The 17,979-nt window shown below is 66.3% G+C and carries 17 protein-coding genes; 4 read left to right on the top strand and 13 right to left on the bottom strand.

Translation table 11 applies throughout. From position 1 onward, the window contains the following. Positions 1–11: 11 nt before the first annotated feature. Both QQK63_RS10530 and QQK63_RS10525 read right to left on the bottom strand, forming a co-directional pair. The gene (locus tag QQK63_RS10530; protein WP_277822514.1) at positions 12–1,043 is read right to left on the bottom strand and encodes a patatin-like phospholipase family protein; all 1,032 of its coding nucleotides are present in this window, start codon (positions 1,041–1,043) and stop codon (positions 12–14) included. 96 nt (positions 1,044–1,139) lie between these two features. After that, entirely contained in the window at positions 1,140–1,925 is a 786-nt protein-coding gene (locus QQK63_RS10525) for a 3-hydroxybutyrate dehydrogenase (protein ID WP_277822512.1), read from the bottom strand. Between the two features lie 287 nt (positions 1,926–2,212). Between QQK63_RS10525 and QQK63_RS10520 the strand changes: the two genes are divergently transcribed. Further along, positions 2,213–4,027, top strand: coding sequence for an extracellular solute-binding protein (locus tag QQK63_RS10520; protein ID WP_277822510.1), 1,815 nt, complete (start codon positions 2,213–2,215; stop codon positions 4,025–4,027). Between the two features lie 191 nt (positions 4,028–4,218). Here the strand turns inward: QQK63_RS10520 and QQK63_RS10515 are convergent, their stop codons facing one another. From QQK63_RS10515 to QQK63_RS10505, 3 genes are all read right to left on the bottom strand, one after another. Continuing rightward, complete coding sequence (locus QQK63_RS10515) at positions 4,219–4,926, bottom strand: DUF502 domain-containing protein (RefSeq protein ID WP_277822508.1); 708 nt, start codon at positions 4,924–4,926, stop codon at positions 4,219–4,221. Positions 4,927–5,029: 103 nt separating this feature from the next. Next, entirely contained in the window at positions 5,030–5,941 is a 912-nt protein-coding gene (locus QQK63_RS10510; protein ID WP_277822506.1) for a pseudouridine-5'-phosphate glycosidase, read from the bottom strand. Continuing rightward, positions 5,938–6,828, bottom strand: coding sequence for a PfkB family carbohydrate kinase (locus QQK63_RS10505; protein WP_277822504.1), 891 nt, complete (start codon positions 6,826–6,828; stop codon positions 5,938–5,940). Before QQK63_RS10505 ends, QQK63_RS10510 begins: the two co-directional genes overlap by 4 nt. A 305-nt stretch (positions 6,829–7,133) precedes the next feature. Between QQK63_RS10505 and rpsB the strand changes: the two genes are divergently transcribed. Together rpsB and tsf are read left to right on the top strand one after the other, a co-directional pair. Next, positions 7,134–7,919, top strand: a complete 786-nt coding sequence (gene rpsB, locus QQK63_RS10500; protein WP_277822502.1) for a 30S ribosomal protein S2 — start codon at positions 7,134–7,136, stop codon at positions 7,917–7,919. Positions 7,920–7,994: 75 nt separating this feature from the next. Continuing rightward, positions 7,995–8,870: a translation elongation factor Ts gene (gene tsf / locus QQK63_RS10495; RefSeq protein ID WP_277822500.1), complete on the top strand. Its 876-nt coding sequence runs from the start codon at positions 7,995–7,997 to the stop codon at positions 8,868–8,870. A gap of 403 nt (positions 8,871–9,273) precedes the next feature. Here tsf and QQK63_RS10490 read toward each other — a convergent pair whose 3' ends face one another. The 3 genes from QQK63_RS10490 to QQK63_RS10480 form a co-directional block, all read right to left on the bottom strand. Then, on the bottom strand, positions 9,274–10,080 hold the full coding sequence (locus tag QQK63_RS10490) for a helix-turn-helix transcriptional regulator (protein ID WP_277822498.1): 807 nt from the start codon (positions 10,078–10,080) through the stop codon (positions 9,274–9,276). Next, positions 10,077–10,520 (bottom strand): type II 3-dehydroquinate dehydratase, encoded by a 444-nt coding sequence (gene aroQ / locus QQK63_RS10485; RefSeq protein WP_277822496.1) that lies wholly within the window; start codon positions 10,518–10,520, stop codon positions 10,077–10,079. The genes QQK63_RS10490 and aroQ overlap by 4 nt, the downstream gene beginning before the upstream one ends. 331 nt (positions 10,521–10,851) lie before the next feature. Then, the gene (locus QQK63_RS10480) at positions 10,852–11,937 is read right to left on the bottom strand and encodes an ATP-binding protein (RefSeq protein WP_277822494.1); all 1,086 of its coding nucleotides are present in this window, start codon (positions 11,935–11,937) and stop codon (positions 10,852–10,854) included. Positions 11,938–12,102: 165 nt separating this feature from the next. On the opposite strand from QQK63_RS10480, the gene QQK63_RS10475 reads away from it, so the two are divergent. Then, the gene (locus tag QQK63_RS10475; RefSeq protein ID WP_277822492.1) at positions 12,103–12,567 is read left to right on the top strand and encodes a hypothetical protein; all 465 of its coding nucleotides are present in this window, start codon (positions 12,103–12,105) and stop codon (positions 12,565–12,567) included. 108 nt (positions 12,568–12,675) lie between these two features. Here the strand turns inward: QQK63_RS10475 and QQK63_RS10470 are convergent, their stop codons facing one another. The 5 genes from QQK63_RS10470 to obgE all read right to left on the bottom strand — a co-directional run bounded on the left by QQK63_RS10470 (position 12,676) and on the right by obgE (position 17,970). Continuing rightward, positions 12,676–13,863 carry a trans-sulfuration enzyme family protein gene (locus tag QQK63_RS10470; RefSeq protein ID WP_277822490.1) on the bottom strand — a complete coding sequence of 396 codons (1,188 nt, stop codon included), beginning with the start codon at positions 13,861–13,863 and terminating at the stop codon, positions 12,676–12,678. A 72-nt stretch (positions 13,864–13,935) separates the two neighbouring features. Beyond that, complete coding sequence (locus QQK63_RS10465; RefSeq protein ID WP_277822488.1) at positions 13,936–15,216, bottom strand: glutamate-5-semialdehyde dehydrogenase; 1,281 nt, start codon at positions 15,214–15,216, stop codon at positions 13,936–13,938. A 62-nt stretch (positions 15,217–15,278) separates the two neighbouring features. Next, on the bottom strand, positions 15,279–15,815 hold the full coding sequence (locus QQK63_RS10460; RefSeq protein ID WP_277822486.1) for an antibiotic biosynthesis monooxygenase family protein: 537 nt from the start codon (positions 15,813–15,815) through the stop codon (positions 15,279–15,281). Continuing rightward, entirely contained in the window at positions 15,815–16,945 is a 1,131-nt protein-coding gene (gene proB / locus QQK63_RS10455) for a glutamate 5-kinase (protein WP_377134823.1), read from the bottom strand. Before proB ends, QQK63_RS10460 begins: the two co-directional genes overlap by 1 nt. Next, positions 16,933–17,970: a GTPase ObgE gene (gene obgE, locus QQK63_RS10450; RefSeq protein WP_277822484.1), complete on the bottom strand. Its 1,038-nt coding sequence runs from the start codon at positions 17,968–17,970 to the stop codon at positions 16,933–16,935. Before obgE ends, proB begins: the two co-directional genes overlap by 13 nt. Positions 17,971–17,979: the final 9 nt, after the last annotated feature.

Here is a 17,979-nt window from a genome sequence, read left to right as displayed (position 1 = left end):
GCCCGACGCGGTCAGCCGAACATTTCGGCCATATCGACGCTGCCGGTTTTGCCGATGGCGTCGATATGTTTCGCGAGGAAGGTCTCGGCTGCGCTGCGGCCGGCCTCGTAAAGTTGGTGCAGGACGGCGGGCACCGGCACCATCTTGGTGGCGACCGACAATTTCCGCATCAGGTCATCGTCCGAGATCATGTGGACGAGGACGCGTTTCATCCGGCCCTCGTCCATCCGGCCCTCGTCGATCAGGCGCTGCACGAAGGCTATGGCGCGCAATTCCCGCAACAGCGAGGCGTTGAAGCTGATCTCGTTGATGCGGTTCTGGATCGCGCGGGCGCTGGTCGGAAGCTCGTCGCGCCAGAGCGGGTTGATGTTCACCACGACGATATCGGCGGGCAGATCGGGCGCGAAGAGTGGGAAGAGCGCGGGGTTGCCCGTATAGCCGCCGTCCCAATAGGCCTCGGTCCGGCCGGTGGCGGGATCCTCGATCTCGACGGCGCGAAAGAGCGTGGGCAGGCAGGCGGAGGCCATCAGCGACAGCGGCGTGATCTCGGCCCCCTGGAAGACGCGGATCTTGCCGCTGCGCACATTGGTGGCGCAGATCGCCAGCATCGGGCCGTCGCCCGCGCAGACCTTGTCGTAGTGAAAGCGCGTCACGATCCGTTCCAGCGGGTTGGCGTAGAAAGGGCCCGTGGCATAGGGGCTGATCATGCGCCCGATGCCGTCGCCGATGGCGAAGGGAAGCGAGGCTTCGATCGCGGCGCTGATCGCGGCGGGGGCGGCGGCGCCGAGCCATGGCGCAAGGGCGGGATCGGTGATCGCGCCGACCTGTTCCCAGAACCAGTGCAGATTGTCCTGCGCGGCGGCCCGGCTGCCCTGCACGAGGCCCGCCTTGACCGCTGCACCGTTCAACGCGCCCGCCGAGGTGCCCGAAAGCCCCGCGATCTCGATCCCCGGCTCATCCAGCAACCGGTCGAGCGCGCCCCAGGTGAAGGCGCCATGTGCGCCACCGCCCTGCAGGGCGAGATTGATCCGCTTCGTCGCCATCGCCCGCCCTCAGCTTCTCTGTTTCAAAAATATCCCGGGGGAGGCGCGGCCCCATGGGGCCGTGCCGGGGGCAGAGCCCCCTCTATCAGACCTCGATCACAGCGCGGTCCAGCCGCCATCGACGCTGATCGTCGTGCCGGTGATCTGGGCTGCCGCATCGGAACAGAGAAAGACGGCGGTGCCGCCCAGCTGTTCGACGGTGGCGAATTCCTTGGACGGTTGGCGGGCGAGCATCACCTCGCGCACCACGGTGTCGCGGTCCATGTCATGGGTCTTCATCTGGTCGGGGATCTGCGCCTCGACCAGCGGCGTCAGGACATAGCCCGGGCAGATCGCATTGGCGGTGATCTGCTGGCCCGCGCATTCGAGCGCCGTCACCTTGGTCAGGCCGACGATGCCGTGCTTGGCCGCGACATAGGCGGATTTGTAGGGGCTCGCCGTCAGGCCATGGGCAGAGGCGATATTGATCACCCGGCCCCAGCCCGCATCGCGCATCAGGGGCAGGGCGGCCGCCGTGGTGTGGAAGGCGGAGGACAGGTTGATCGCGATGATCGCATCCCATTTGTCGACCGGGAATTTGTCGATGCCCGCCACATGCTGGATGCCTGCGTTGTTCACGAGGATGTCGCAAGCGCCGGCCTCTTCGATCAGGGCGCGGCAGTCGTCGCCTTTCGACATGTCAGCCTTGATGTAGCGCGCCTTGACCCCGCAGACGCTGGCGATCTCGGCGGCAAGCGCGTGATCTTCCTTGCGGTCGGTGAAGGAATTCAGAACGACATGCGCGCCCGCCTTGGCCAATTCGCGGGCGATGCCCAGCCCGATGCCGGAATTGGACCCGGTGATGACGGCGGTCTTGCCGGACAGATCGGTGGTGATGGCCATGGTCTTGTTCCCCTCATAACGACTCGGGGCGCAGCCTATTGCTGCAGCTGCGAGATGAACAGGGGCGCGGGGTCGGAACCGCCCAAGAAAAAAACGCCGGCACGAGGCCGGCGTTCAGTTATTGAGGCAGGTTTCATACAGGCAAGAAACCTATCGAGCAGTGACCCCTGTATAAGCAATGGCTTGGCCCTTGTCCAACCGAAAATCCAAGCGAAGGGTTTGTAATGGTTCGGCCGCGCGGCTAGCCTCGGGCCAGTTTCCCTTGATCGAACGAGGATTGTTCGCAGATGCACAGGAATTGTTTCCCGCGCGCCCGGGCCGCTTTGGCGGTCTTTGCGCTCACGGTGGCGTTTGCCGGGGCAGGTATCGCGCAGCCGATGCACGGGATCGCAATGTATGGGGAGCCCGCGCTCGGGCCCGATTTCCAGCATCTGCCCTATGCAAACCCCGATGCGCCCACGGGCGGGCGCGTTGTGACGGGCGAAGTGGGCAGTTTCGACAGTCTCAATCCGCATATCCGCGAAGGCTCGGTGCCGTGGCAATTGCGGCTTCTGGGCTACGAATCGCTGCTTGGGCGGTCGTGGGACGAGCCTTTCACGCTTTACGGGCTTTTGGCCGAATCGGTCGAGGTGGCCCCTGACCATTCTTGGGTCGAATTTGTCCTGCGCCCGGAGGCGCGGTTTTCGGACGGAAGCCCCGTGACCGTCGCCGATGTGATCTGGTCGATGGAGACCTTGGGCACGGTCGGCCATCCCCGCTACCTTGGCGCCTGGAGCCGGGTATCGGGGATCGAGGCCACGGGCGAGCGGTCAGTCAGGATCAGTTTCGCCGAGCCCGACAGGGAGCTTGCGATGATCATGGGCCTGCGCCCGATCCTGCAAGCCGCGCAATGGGAGGGGCGGGATTTCACGCAATCGGGGCTTGATGTCATTCCCATCGCAAGCGCGCCCTATGTCGTGTCCGATTTCGAGGCGGGCCGTTATGTCACGCTGACGCGCAACCCCGATTACTGGGGCGCGGATCTGCCGTTCCGGCGGGGCACGAACGTGATCGACGAGGTGCGGATGGAGTTTTTCGCCGATGGCACGGCGATGACGGAGGCCTTTACCGCGGGGCTCTTGTCGATGATGCGCGAAACCTCGGCGCAGGCCTGGGCCACGAATTACGATTTCCCCCGCGTGCGGTCGGGCGAGGTGGTTTTGTCGGAAGTGCCGCACCAAAGACCCTCGGGCATGACGGGCTTTGTCATGAACACGCGCAAGCCCGCTTTTGCCGATTGGCGGGTGCGCGAGGCGATGATCCGGGCCTTTCCGGCGGAATTCATCAACCAGACGCTGAACGGGGGCGTCGATCCGCGCATCACGTCTTATTTCGCCAATTCGACTCTCGCGATGGAGCCTGGCCCCGCGACGGGGCGGGTGGCCGAATTCCTGGAACCCTTTGCCGAGGATCTTCTGCCCGGCGCGCTGGAGGGCTACGAGATGCCCGTTTCCGACGGGACGGAGCGCAACCGGGCGGGGATCGCGGCTGCGATCGATCTGCTGGAGGAGGCGGGCTACACGGTCGAGAACGGGGTGATGACGACGCCCGAGGGCGCGCCCTTTACCTTCGACATCCTGTTGCAGACCGGATCGTCCGAGAACGAGGCCATCGTGAACATCTATACCGAGGCGCTGACCCGGTTGGGCATCGCGGTGGAGGTGTCGCGGGTCGATGCGGCGCAATTCCGGGAGCGTCGGGACAATTTCGACTTCGACATGATCTACGAGCGCTATGGCCTGTCGCTGTCGCCCGGCAACGAGCAATACAGCTACTGGGGCTGCGAGATGGTCGAGGTGACGGGATCGCGCAACCTGATGGGGGCCTGCCATCCGGCGATCGAGGCTATGATCGCGCGGATGCTCAATTCCGAGAGCCAGGAGGATTACGTGGCCGCCGTTCAGGCGCTGGACCGGGTGCTGACGTCGGAGCGTTATGTCGTGCCGTTCTGGCACAACCCGGTCAGCCGGATCGCGCATGATGCGCGGCTGCGGTTCCCCGAGACGATCCCGATCTATGGCGACTGGATCGGCTGGTCGCCCGATGTGTGGTGGGTGGAATAGACCGCGACGGCCTTGGGTACGCCTCCGGGCGGCCCCGAGGAGCCGCCCGGCACTCGTTACTGTAGATTGTAACGGCCGAAGACCCCCGGTGTGTTAGGGGCGTCTTTGAGGATCGGAGTTTTTTCTGTGCACGGTGGATGCGCCCGATCTTGCGCGTGGCCTGCGCCGGAGGGCCTTGTCAGGCGGAGCGTTTACTCGGCTGCGTCGGGCAGGATCTTGGGCGGTTTCGCCGGGTTCTCGGCATTGGGATAGACGAGCCCTGCCGAGATGATCAGCTTGGCCGCATCCTCGACCGGCATGTCGAGGATCGTCACGTCCTTTTGCGGCACGAAGAGGAGGAAGCCCGAGGTCGGGTTTGGCGTCGTCGGCATGAAGACGGCGACGACATCATCGGCGGTCTTGGTCTGCACCTCGCCCCGCGCCTTGGTCGAGATGAAGGCGATGGCCCAGATCCCCTTGCGCGGGTATTCGATGAGGCAGGCCTTGTCGAAATTCTGCTGGCCCTGTTGCAGGACCGTTTCGGCGATCTGCTTGAGCCCGGAATAGAGCGAGCGGATCACCGGGATGGAGAGAACGAGGGATTCCGCCCAGCGGATGAGCGAGCGGCCGATCAACCCCTTGGCCAGCCAGCCGATGATGACGGTGAAGAGCAGAAACGTCACGACCCCGATACCGCGGATATCGACCTCGAGCCCGGTGTATCGGTTGATCAGATGCGCGGGATTGTAGGCCGAGGGGATCAGCGGCAAAACCCAGCTGTCGATCCAGCCCGCCAGCGTCCACAAGAGCCAGATCGTGATGCCGATGGGCGCGATCACGATGAGCCCGGTCAGGAAATTCGACCGGAAGGCGGCAAAGGGGCCGCGGCGCGGCGGCGGAGGCGTTTCGGGCAGTTTCATGCGCGCGGGGTCCGGTAGGGCCACGGGCGCATCCAGCGATGCGCCCTTTGGGATGTATCTATGCGCGGGCCGTGCCACGCACAAGCACGCGATGAGGCGCGCCCTATTGTGCCAGCGCCGTGGCGATGCGGGCGGCGAGGCGGGCGTTGTTCAGCACCAGCGCGATATTGGCCCCAAGCGTGCGCCCGTCGGTCAGTTCGAACAGATGTTGCAGGAGAAAGGGCGTGACGGATTTGCCCGCGATGCCGCGCGCCTCGGCCTCGGCCTGTGCCTTGGCGATCAGGGGGGCGAGGGTGGCGGCGGGGATTTCATCGGCCGCGGGGATCGGGTTGGCCACCAATTGCCCGCCGGGCAGGCCGAGGGCCGCGCGCATCCTGTGGGCGCGGGCGATGGCGGCGGGATCATCCATGCGCAAGGGCGCCGGCAGGCCGCTGTCCCGGCTCCAGAAGGCGGGAAAGGCATCTTGGCCGACAGCGATCACGGGGACGCCCAGCGTTTCCAGAACCTCGAGCGTCTTGGGCAGGTCGAGAATGGCCTTGGCCCCGGCGGCCACGACCGTCACGGGCGTTTGCGCCAGTTCCTGAAGATCGGCGGAGATGTCGAAACTGTCCTCCGCGCCCTTGTGGACACCGCCGATGCCGCCGGTGGCGAAGACGGCGATGCCGGCGCGGGCGGCGCAGATCATGGTGGCGGCGACCGTCGTGGCCCCGGTACCGCCCGTGGCGAGACAGGCGGCGAGATCGGCGCGGCTGAGCTTGGCGACGCCCTTGGCCTGCGCAAGCGATTGCAGCGCATCGGCATCGAGACCGGCGTGGATCACTCCGTCCAGCACGGCGATGGTGGCCGGCGTTGCGCCCGCGCGGCGCACCTCGTCCTCGACCGCGCGGGCGGTCTCGAGGTTCTGGGGATAGGGCATCCCGTGGGTGATGATGGTCGATTCGAGCGCCACGATGGGCGCGCCGCAGGCCTTGGCCTCCGCCACCTCGGGCGACAGGGTAAGGGGCAGGGGGGTCATGGATCGTCTCCCGAGACATAGGTGGCGGCAGCCTGCACGGCGCGGGCAAGGGCCGCCGCGCGGTCGAGCCCCGCCTGTTCGGCGGCGACATGGGCCGCCATGAACGTGTCGCCCGCCCCGGTGATGCGATGCGCCTCGACCGGCGGGGGGACGGCGCTGATCGTGCCCGTGGCATCGGCATCGACGGCCATCTCGGCCCCGGCGGTGACCAGCACGCGCCGCGCGCCCTGCGCCAGGAGGGCCGATGCGGCGGCGGCGGCATTGGCGGGCCGCGTGCCGGTCAGAAGCCCCGCTTCCTCCCGGTTCACGTAAAGCGTCGCGCGCGGATGGCGCAGGAGCGGGCGGAGGCGTTCAGCCTTGCCGGGGGAGGCGGGGGCAACGCGCAGATCGGCGTGGGCGAAGAGCGGGCTTTGCGCGATCTCGGCCAGCAGATCCTCGGTCAGGTTGCCGTCGATGGCGATGGGGCCAGTCCAAGGCGCATCCGTGCTGGCCAGACGGCCATCGCTGAGCGGGGCAAGGATACGCGCGCCCGCGGCCTCGAGCGAATGGGCATCGGCAAGCGCCGCGACCAGCGTGCCCTGCGCCTCGATGGCCATGTAGCAATCGGTGGGCAGGTCGGGGTCGACCAGCAGCCCGCGGCAATCAAGGCCCATGGCTGCACAGGCCTCGATCAATTCGCGCCCCGCGGCGTCATCGCCCAGAACGGAGACAAGGCCCGGGCGCATCCCGAACCGGCGCAGCGTCATGGCGATGTTGAGCGCGACGCCGCCCGGCCCGCGCGCGATACGCCCCGGCTTGTCGTTGCCCGGTGCCATATGGAGGGGCGTGCGCCCGATGATGTCCCAAAGGACCGAGCCTATGCAGAGGATATCGGGGGCGCGTGTCATGCTTCGGCTCTACAAAAGCCGCCCGCGGGCGTCCATCCTTGATCTTGGCCTTGATCTTGGCCTTCATCTTGGCCCGAAAACTCCGGGGGAGGCGCGGCACGCGCCGGGGGCAGAGCCCCCAGCCGCGACTGCCACCGCGACAAGAGGTCGGGCAGGGCTTGCCATTCCCCGCGAAACCCCGTAACGGCACGCTCACTTCACAGGCGGAGGCGGGCCTGCGGCGGGAGACATCCCCGCAGCGTCCACCGGTTGGGGCAGATGCCCCTATCCTCCGCTCAGGCGCAAACCGGAAAGGAACCATTAGGATGGCGCTTCCTGATTTCTCGCTGCGTCAGCTTCTTGAAGCTGGCGTGCACTACGGCCACCAGACCCAGCGCTGGAACCCGCGGATGGCCCCGTATATCTACGGCGACCGCAACGGCATCCACATCATCGACCTGACCCAGACCGTCGAATTGCTCGACCAGGCGCTGCAGGTCGTGCGCGAAACCGTCGCAAAGGGCGGCCGCATCCTGTTCGTGGGCACCAAGCGCCAGGCGCAAAAGCCCATCGCGGAAGCCGCCGAGCGTTGCGCGCAATATTACATGAACCACCGCTGGCTGGGCGGCACGCTCACCAACTGGAAGACCGTGTCGAATTCGATCTCGCGTCTGAAATCCATCGACGAGCAGATGGAGCAGGGCCTTGACGGTCTGACCAAGAAGGAACGGCTCGGGATGGAGCGGGACCAGGTCAAGCTTCAGGCGTCGCTGGGTGGTATCCGCCAGATGGGCGGCCTGCCGGACCTGTTGTTCGTCATCGACGTGAACAAGGAAGATCTGGCCATCGCGGAAGCGCGCAAGCTGGGCATTCCGGTCGTGGCCGTGGTCGACACCAATTGCGCGCCCGATGGCGTCGATTACGTCATCCCCGGCAATGACGATGCGGCACGCGCCATCGCGCTTTACTGCGATCTGATCAGCCGCGCGGCGCTCGATGGCATGTCGGCCCAGCTGCAGACCGCTGGCGTCGATATCGGGGCCTTCGAAGAGGTGGCCGCCGAAGAGGCGCTGGCCGAGGACATCGTTGCGGAAGACGCCGCCGAGGGCTGAACGCCTTGTCATCCAATTGACACGCGCGCAGGGCAGATGCCTTGCGCGCCGACACGAGATATCAGGAGAACGCTCATGGCGATTACCGCTGCAATGGTGAAGGAACTGCGCGAAGCGACCGGCGCAGGCATGATGGACGCCAAGAAGGCGCTGACCGAGACCGATGGCGATTTCGAAGCCGCCGTCGATTGGCTGCGCACCAAGGGTCTGGCCAAGGCCGCCAAGAAATCGGGCCGCACGGCTGCCGAAGGTCTTGTGGCCGTCGCGGTCACCGGGGGCACCGGCGTCGCGGTCGAGGTGAACTCGGAAACGGACTTCGTGGCCAAGAATGCCGAATTCCAGGGCATGGTCGCGGGCATCGCGAAGGCAGCACTGGGCGCATCCGATGTCGAGGCGCTGCTGGCGGCCGATATGGGCGGCAAGTCCATCGCCGACACGCTGACCGACAAGATCGCCACGATCGGCGAGAACATGGGCGTGCGCCGCATGGCCCGGATCGAGGGCGAGACGGTTGTGTCCTACATCCACAACGCTGCCGCCGATGGCATGGGCAAGATCGGCGTTCTGGTCGCGATGACCGGTGGCGACGAGGCATTCGCCAAGCAGGTCGCGATGCATGTCGCAGCCGTCAACCCCGCCGCGCTTGACGAGGGCGACGTGGACCCGGCGGTCGTGGAAAAGGAACGCCAGATCCAGATCGACATCGCGCGCGAATCGGGCAAGCCCGAGGCCGTGATCGAGAAGATGATCGAAGGCCGGATGAAGAAGTTCCTGGCCGACATCACGCTGGTGAACCAAGCCTTCGTCATCAACCCCGACCTGACCGTGGGGGCCGCCGCCAAGGAAGCGGGTGCCACGATCACCGGTTTCGTCCGCCTCGAAGTGGGCGAGGGGATCGAGAAGAAGGAAGAGAACTTCGCCGAGGAAGTCGCCAAGGCCGTCAAGGGCTGACAGGCCGGACCGGGCCCAGCCCGACGAAAGATCCGGTGGATCTTTCGGAACTGTGACGGGCGGAACCGAAGCGGTTCGGCTGGTATCAAAGGGGCAGGGGGCAACCTCTGCCCCTTTTCCTTTGCCAGCGCCCAAAAAAGTACGGTGCCACCCGGGAACCGGATGGCACCGCCGAAACGAGGCCGGTGCGGGTATTTGGGACGAGCACACGACCCCGAAAGAACGACCCGTGCCATGGACGTAATCGCGCCCGGACACGCGTCTTTTCGGTTGCCCGAAGGAGGATCGACAAGGCGGGACTAAACCGCCGTATCCCCCTGTTCCTGGCCAAATCGCCATCACTCGCGGAACCGGACAAGGATGCACAGGGGCGGGCCGGAGCGAAACGGAGGGAAACCTTACCCTAGCTTGCGCGGCTGACGCTGCCCTTCATCTGCACGGGGCGATTTGCGCTCTGGGGCGGTTCCGCCTCGATCCGGAAAATCTGGTTGAGGATCGAGGCCTTGCGCACCGCTTGTGCCGTGGTTTCGACGCGCAGCGCATCGCGCGCGCCGCGCAGATGCTTTTCCACCGTGGCCACGTTGCGGCCGAGGATCAGGGCGATGTCTTGCATGGTTTTACCGTCGGCGACGAGTTCCAGAACCTCGGCCTGACGCGCGGTCAGAAGCCGCCGTTGCCCGGTGGCGGGCAATTGCAGGATGCACAGATGGGCGACGTGGTTGATGATCTCGATCTCAGCCCCGTGTTCGGCCCAGATCGCATCGGCATCTGCCTGCGTCATGTCACGGCGCGCCGCCATGCCGATCCCGGCATTGGCATTCTTGATCGCCATGGGAAAGCTGATCGTATAGCCCGCGAGGATGCCGTGACGCGCATTGAGCGCGCGGAGCGCGCGTTCGCCTTCGGTCAGCGGTTGATCGGCCATTTCGGCATAGACGCGTTGCCAAGACGCGGATCCGGTGTTCTTGATCGCCCACCGCATCATCACGCCGTCGCGGAACATGCCGCCATCGACATAGGCGTCGATATATTCGGCCGGCATGTTGGTGAGCAGCAGCGCGTCTTCGGGATTGTCGTAGAGACCGGCACCGCGAAAGGCGTTGAAGGCATAAAGCAGCCGGTCGAACCCGAATTCGGCCATGAGGGCGGTGTGGTGCGACCAAAGCTCCTCGACCGTGGTCATGGCGAGGTACGGGCGCAGGCGTTTCATGCCGGATCGGGCCCCAGATGGAAGCGCAGCGCCTGGAGCGCGAGCCGGTAGCCGCGCGCGCCGAAGCCTTGGATCCCGCCGACGCAGACCGGCGCGATGAGCGAGACATGCCGGAAACTTTCGCGCGCATGGGTGTTGGACAGGTGCAGTTCGACCACGGGCAATTCGCTGGCCGTGATCGCGTCGCGCAGCGCGACGGAGGTGTGCGTATAGGCGCCCGCATTCAGGACAACGCCCGAGATGACGCCACGCGCGGCATGAAGGTGGTCGATGAGCGCGCCTTCGTGGTTGGATTGCGCGCAAGTGACCTCGAACCCGAGGCTCTGGCCATGAGCGATGCAATCGGCCTCGATATCGGCAAGGGTCGTGTGCCCGTAGATCGCAGGTTCACGTGTGCCGAGGAGGTTCAGGTTCGGGCCGTTCAGGACCAGGATCTTCATGCAATTTCCCCAATCAGACCGGCAGTATACGAAGGATTATGGGCTTAGAAAGGGGGATAAATCCAAGAAGCTCAAGTGTTTGGCGGGTTGTGTGGCGGGTGGCGACGCCAGTTCTGTTGGGGTTTGGGCGGCAGGGTGTCACGATTGCGTTGATCGAAGTTGTTTTTTTACAGCGGGTTATGTTGGGCTGTTGATGTAGCGCGTTGCGGGCGGCGCGGCGTGGATTTGCCCGGATGGGCCGGTTTTCGGGCGTTTTTGGTATATCATTATTTAACATAATCATGATTACAGGACTTATGGATGTGGCAACGGGGAGCTGCCCCGCCTTGGCTCAATCCGCCGGAAACAGCACCGTGAAGGTACTGCCCTGTCCCTGCACCGAGTCGATGCGCAGCCGCCCGCGATGGCGGTTCACGATATGCTTGACGATCGCGAGCCCCAGCCCCGTGCCGCCCATGGCGCGGCTGCGATGCGTGTCGACGCGGTAGAAGCGTTCGGTGAGCCGCGGCACGTGCAACGGGTCGATCCCGTCGCCGCGGTCGATCACATCGGCGCGCAGCACCGGCCCCTTGAGATGGCCGCTGCCCTCCTGCCAGCCGAGCCGCAGCGTTACGGGACGCCCGGTGCCACCGTATTTCAGCGCGTTCTCGGTCAGGTTCAGAAAAACCTGCATGAGCTGGTCGCGGTCGCCTTTCATCCGGAAGCTTTGGCCGTCTTGGCCCAGCAACAGGCCGGGATCGGCCGGATGCACGTCGAGATGGAGGCTGGAACCCTGATCCTCGGCGACGGGTTTGAGGGCCGCGATCACGCCGTCCAGAACGGCGCGCAGATCGACCTCGGTCGAGGGGCGCTGGCGTTCTTGCGATTCGACGCGGCTGAGCGACAGGAGATCGGAGACGAGCCGGTTCATCCGCCGCGCCTCCCCTTCCATGATGCCGAGGAAGCGGTCGCGGGCGGCGGTGTCATCCTTGGCCGGGCCGCGCAGGGTTTCGATGAAGCCCAGAACGGCGGTCAGTGGCGTGCGCAATTCGTGGCTGACATTGGCGACGAAATCGCGGCGCATCTCTTCGGCCTCGCGCAGGTGGGTGATGTCGGTGAAATGCAGGACAAGAGCGCGCAGGCCAGAGCGCGGCGCAGGCTCGCCCAAGGGCGTGATCCGCACGAGATACTGGGTTTCGCCGGTCTGGTCGGTGATCTGCATCCGCGCCTCGCCCGCCGCCTCGCCGGCCTGAACGGCCTCGATCCGGTTCAGGAGGCCTGGTTGGCGCAGGACGGTGGCGCAGCTGCGCCCCTCGATCCAGTCGCCCAGAAGCACGCGGGCCGCCGTATTGGCCGCCGCGATCTGCCCCGTGGCCGAGATGTGCAGCATCGGATCGGGCACCGCGTTCATCACGTCGCCGAATGGTGTGTCGGCCATGGCCGGATCGCTCCCCTGATCGTGCAGACCTGACGTGCCGCAAAAAGAGCCCCTTGGCAATCATGTGGAAAACCTGTGCTTTTCCAAAAGTTGTCTTTGCCAAAGACATGTTCCGGGTGTAATTTCGAGGCACGGCACCTGCGCGGCGGGGGGTGACCGTCATTCATGTTCCGATGGAACGACCGGACCTGCCCTGGCGCGATGCCGATGATGGACGGAAGAGACAGGCGCCCGCCGGTGCCGGGCCGCCCGATAGATCTGGACGAGGATGGAGCCACCCTGACGGCGCTGGCGGTTGCGCTGCGCGAGGAGGCTCTGGGTGCCCTGCCCCGGCATGTGTTGCCGCCCGCCGCGCGGATCACGCCCGTGACCTATGCCCGCCTGCCCGAACGCCGCCTGACTGGGCCGGACGCACCGGGTTTGGTGTTGTCGCCGCTTCTGACGGCCGAATTCGACGCGCTGGATCTTGCGCGTGTGTTGACGCAATGCGGGTATCGGGGACGGTATCTTGCACTGGTCGACCGGTTGCCGAGTGCGAACCTGATCCGGCGCGAGGTGGCGGCGCAATCCCCCAACATCAATTTCGACGTGATCATTCTGGATGGATCGACGTCGCTGCATTCGCTGTGAGGAGCGCTGGCGGAGGCTTGCACCCCCGCCCCTGCTGCATCAAGTCGGACCGCCGATGATCCGAATGCGCGGCGGGTCAGACCGCCGATGATCCGAATGCGCGGCGGGTCAGACCGCCGCGAGGCCCGCCGTGAAATCGGCGATCAGCAGATCCACATCCTCGATCCCGACCGACAGGCGGAAGAACCCGTCGGTGATGCCGAGTGCTGCCCGGCCCTCGGGGGTGAGGCCCCGGTGCGAGGAGGACGGCGGATGGCTGACCGTGGTGCCGACATCGCCGAGCGTGGGGGCGAAGGCCATCTCGGGCATGGCCATGATCATGCGGTTGGCCGCTGCCTCGTCCCCGTCGATGCGGAAGCTGAGCATGTTGCCGTAGCGCCCGCCGAGCAGGTGTTTGGCCTGCGCATGGTCGGGGTGATCGGCGCGGCCCGGGTAAAGCACCTGCGCCACCTTGGGCTGTTCGGCGAGCCAATCGGCGAGTTTGGCGGCATTCGCCTCGGCCCGGTCGAAGCGCAGCGGGAAGGTGTAAAGGCCGCGTTCGGCAAGCCAGCATTCATAAGGGCTGGGCGTCATGCCGGTGGTGACGGCGAAATCGTAGATCGCCTTGGCGTCAGCGGGATCGCGGGCGGCGACATAGCCGAGCGTCACATCGGAATGACCGGCCAGAAGCTTGGTCACGGAATGGATGACGATATCCGCGCCATGGTCGAAGGGACGGTAGCCGATGGGCGTGGTGAACGTGTTGTCGACGGCGACGCGCACGCCCGCCTCGCGCGCGACGGCAAGGATACCGTCCATATCGGCGATCCGGAGCGTCGGGTTCGACACGACCTCGAGCAAGATCATCTTGGTCTCGGGGCGGATCGCAGCGCGCAGCGCCTCGGGCTTGGTCGGGTCGACGACCGTGGTGGCGATGCCGAAGCGGGCGAGATCCTGATGCATCAGGCGCAGCGAGCGGCCATAGAGCTGGTCAGCCCCGATGATGTGGTCCCCTGCCCCCAGAAGCCCCATGATCGCGGCGGTGACGGCGGCCATGCCCGAGCCGGTGATGAGACCGTTCGAGGCGCCTTCGAGCATGTCGATGCGTTGGGCGAGAAGCGTGGCGTTGGGATGACCTTCGCGGGCGTAGGTGTAGCCCTGCGCGCGCCCCTCGTACTGAGCGTGGAGCGTGTCGATCGAGGGGGAGGCATAGACGACCGAGGGCTGGATCGGGGTGACCACCGGCCTGCTGACGCCTTCGCGCAGCGGCAGGCGGCGCACGAGGGTTTGGGGGTGGTCGTTGCGGCGGTCGGTCATGATGGCTCCATCAGGTGTGAGACGGGGCTTCGTACGAAGCCCCGGTCTGGTCGGTGTGGAAAGGGATCGGATCTAGGGGCGGGTCGTCCCCTGCCCGGTCACGAGATATTTGAACGAGGTCAGCTGCTCGGCCCCGACGGGACCGCGCGCGTGCATCTTGCCGGTCGCGATGCCGATCTCGGCCCCCATGCCGAATTCGCCGCCATCGGCGAATTGGGTCGAGGCGTTGCGCATCAGAATCGCGCTGTCGAGCCGCTGGAAGAAACGCTGCGCGGCTGCGTCATCCTCGGTCAGGATGCTTTCGGTATGGCTGGAGCCGTAGCGGCGGATATGGGCAATGGCGGCGTCGATGTCGTCGACCACACGGGCAGCGATGATCATGTCGAGGAATTCGCGGCCCCAATCGTCGTCTTGTGCGGGGATAACGCCGGGGATGGCCTGAAGCGTGGCATCGCCGCGCACCTCGACGCCCGCATCGAGAAGCGCGCGGATCACGCCCTGCCCGATCGTGTCCAGCACGTCACGGTGGATCAGAAGGCCTTCGGCGGATCCACAGATCCCCGTGCGCCGCGTCTTGGCGTTGAGCGTGACCTTGAGCGCGGTTTCGGGATCGGCGGCGCGGTCGATGTAGACATGGCAGATACCCTCGAGATGGGCGAAGACAGGCACCCGTGCCTCGGCCTGCACGAGGCCGACCAGCCCCTTGCCGCCGCGGGGCACGATGACATCGACGTAATCGGTCATGGTCAGAAGCTGGCGCACCGCCGCACGGTCACGGGTCGGCACGAGTTGGATCGCATCCTCGGGCAGGTCGGCCGCGCGCAGGCCCGCGCGCAGGCATTCGACGAGAAGGCCGGAGGAATGGAAACTTTCCGAGCCGCCGCGCAAGATCACGGCATTGCCGGATTTGAGGCAGAGCGCGCCCGCATCCGCCGTCACGTTGGGGCGGCTTTCGTAGATCACGCCCACGACACCGAGGGGCGTGCGGACGCGCTGGATATGGAGGCCGTTGGGGCGGTCCCATTCGGCGATAACAGCGCCCACGGGATCATCCTGTGCAGCCACCGCGCGGAGCCCCGCGACGATCGCGGCAATGCGGTCTTCGGTCAGTTCGAGCCGGTCGAGCATGGCGGGCGACAGGCCCTTGTCGTGGCCGAAATCCATGTCGCGCGCATTGGCGGCGAGGATATCGGGAAGGCGCGCGGTCACGGTGTCGGCCGCGACCTCGAGCGCCCGTTTCTTGGCCTCCGGCGACGCGAAGGCGAGATCGGCCGCCGCCGCGCGGGCGCGCTGTCCCATCGCCTGCATCAGGGCGGGGATGTCGGTGGCGCTGTCGGGGGTCTGGTCGTTCATGTCTGGCCTTTGGGCGCGAATGGAGGGGGCAGGATAGCCGTATTTTCGGGAAGATGAAGGGGTCAGGGCTGTGGCGCCTCTGCCCTGTCGGTCAGGGTGTAATCGCGCAGGATGCGGAAGATGCGGGTTTCCCCTGCCCCGCTGGCGACGGCGGCGGCAGTCGCGGCACTGCCAAGGGTTTCGTGGCTGGCGAGCGTGACGAAGCGGCCGGGATGATTGACGCTTTCATGGCTGCGCGCGCCCTCGAGGTTGGCGGGCGCAGTGCCATAGGCGGCAAGAAGAAAGCGGCCCGTCTCGTCGCTGGCGGGATCTTGGGAGACTTCGACGCCCACGCGGATGCGGTAGGTTTCGAAATGCACCTTGCGGCCTGCCGATTGGCTGGCGCGGTGGGTGCTGTCGGCGCGCCATGCGGCAATCGCCGCCTCATCGGCCCAGAGCTGGTGCGAGAGGATCGCGTCGGGCGCATCGAGCGGGCGGTAGCGGTCGAGAAACACCAGCCCCTGATGTTGTTCCAGCACGGGTTTGAGCCGCGCCACATGGTCGAAGTAATGCACCATGTGGCCGGGTTTGGGCAGGACGTCGAAGAAGAGGCAATGCATCAGAAGGCCATGTCGTCGCGGTGCACGAGGGCCGCGCGTCCCGGATAGCCGAGGATCGCGGCAATCTCGTCGGAGCGATGGCCCGCGATGGCGCGCGCCTCGTCCGCCGTGTAGCGCGAGAGGCCGAGGCCGAGGCGCGCGCCATCGGGGCCTTCGAGGGTGATGGGATCGCCGCGCTGGAAATCGCCGATGACGGTGGCGACACCGGCGGGCAGGAGCGACCTGCCCTGCCCCAACGCCTCGACCGCGCCCGCGTCGAGGCGCAGCGCGCCGCGCGGCTTCATCGCGGAAATCCAGCGTTTGCGCGCGGTCTGGGGATCGAGGGTCGCGGTGAACCATGTGGCGCGCGCGCCCTGTTCGAGCGCGGTCAGGGGGCGGAGCGTCGAGCCTTCGGTGATCGCCATGGCGCAGCCTGCGGCGGTGGCGGTGCGCGCGGCCATGACCTTGGTCTTCATGCCGCCCTTGCTGAGACCCGTGCCAGCGTCGCCTGCCATCGCCTCGATTTCGGGGGTGATACGGTCGACCACGGGCAGGTGGCGCGCGGTCGCATCCTCGCGCGGGTTGGCGGTGTAGAGGCCGTCGACATCGGAGAGCAGGATACAACCCTCGGCCCCGGCCATGACGGCGACATTGGCGGCGAGCCGGTCGTTGTCGCCATAGCGGATCTCGTCGGTGGCGATGGTGTCGTTCTCGTTCACGATGGGCACGACGCCCTTGCCCAACAGGGCCGCGAAGGTCGCGCGCGTGTTGAGATAGCGCCGCCTGTCCTCGCTGTCGTCGAGGGTGAGCAGGATTTGCGCCGTCACGATGCCATGGGGCGCGAGCGCCTCTTCCCAAGCGCGGGCAAGGCGGATCTGGCCCACGGCGGCGGCGGCCTGCGCCTCATCAAGGGACAGGACACCACGGCCGAGGCCGAGCACGCCACGCCCCAGCGCGATGGAGCCCGAGGAGACGAGGATCACATCGAGCCCACGCGCCTTGAGCATGGCCACATCCTCGGCCATGGCGCGCAGCCAATCTGCCCGAAGCGCGCCGGTCGTGCCATCGACCAGAAGGGCCGAGCCGATCTTGACCACCAGCCGCCTTATGTCGGCCAGCCGGGGCACGGACGTTGCGGTCAGGGTTGCCACGGTTGCGGCTCCTCGCGGCCCTCGCGCATCCTGAGCCGGTCCTTGTCGATATGTGAGCGAAGGGCGCGCAGCACCTCGATCAGGCCGGTGCGGGCGACGCCCGACATGATCATCACAGAGCCGCCCGAGGCCTGTTCCAGCGCGGCGCGTTTTTCCGCGATCTCGTCATCGGTCAGCGCGTCGATCTTGTTCAGCACGGTCAGGCGCGGCTTGTCGACCAGTTCGCCGCCATAGGCCTCGAGCTCGCCGATGATCGTGTCGTAATCGGCCACCACGTCCTCGGCGGTGCCGTCGATCAGGTGCAAAAGGACTGCGCAGCGCTCGACATGGCCGAGGAACAGGTCGCCAAGCCCCCTGCCCTCATGCGCGCCTTCGATCAGGCCGGGGATATCGGCCACGACAAACTCGGCATTGTCCACGCCCACCACGCCCAGATTGGGGTGGAGCGTGGTGAAGGGATAATCCGCGATCTTGGGACGCGCGTTCGAGGTTGCGGCCAGAAAGGTCGATTTGCCCGCGTTGGGCAGGCCCAAAAGGCCCACATCGGCAATGAGTTTGAGCCGGAGCCAGAGCGTGCGTTCCACGCCCTCCTGCCCGGAATTGGCGCGGCGGGGGGCCTGGTTCGTGGCGGTTTTGAAATGCAGGTTGCCCCAGCCGCCATTGCCGCCCTTGGCCAGAAGCACGCGCTGGCCCACCTCGGTCAGGTCGGCCACGACGGTGTCTTGATCCTCCTCGAGGATCTCGGTGCCTGCGGGCACGCGCAGGATGATATCGTCGCCATCCTTGCCGGTGCGCTGGCGGCCCATGCCGGGCTGGCCGTTCTTGGCGAAGAAATGCTGCTGGTAGCGGAAATCGATGAGCGTGTTCAGCCCGTCCACGGCCTCGGCCCAGACATCGCCGCCACGCCCGCCGTCGCCGCCATCGGGGCCGCCGAATTCCACGAATTTCTCGCGCCGGAAGGACACGCAGCCACCGCCGCCGCCGCCGGATCGGATGTAGACCTTGGCGAGGTCCAGGAATTTCATCGCATCACC

Origin of the sequence: Roseicyclus marinus (genome assembly GCF_030163795.1) — a bacterium.
Lineage (GTDB): Bacteria > Pseudomonadota > Alphaproteobacteria > Rhodobacterales > Rhodobacteraceae > Roseicyclus > Roseicyclus marinus.
Note: the sequence above shows the minus strand (reverse complement) of the source record. Positions and strands in the feature narration are given on the sequence as shown.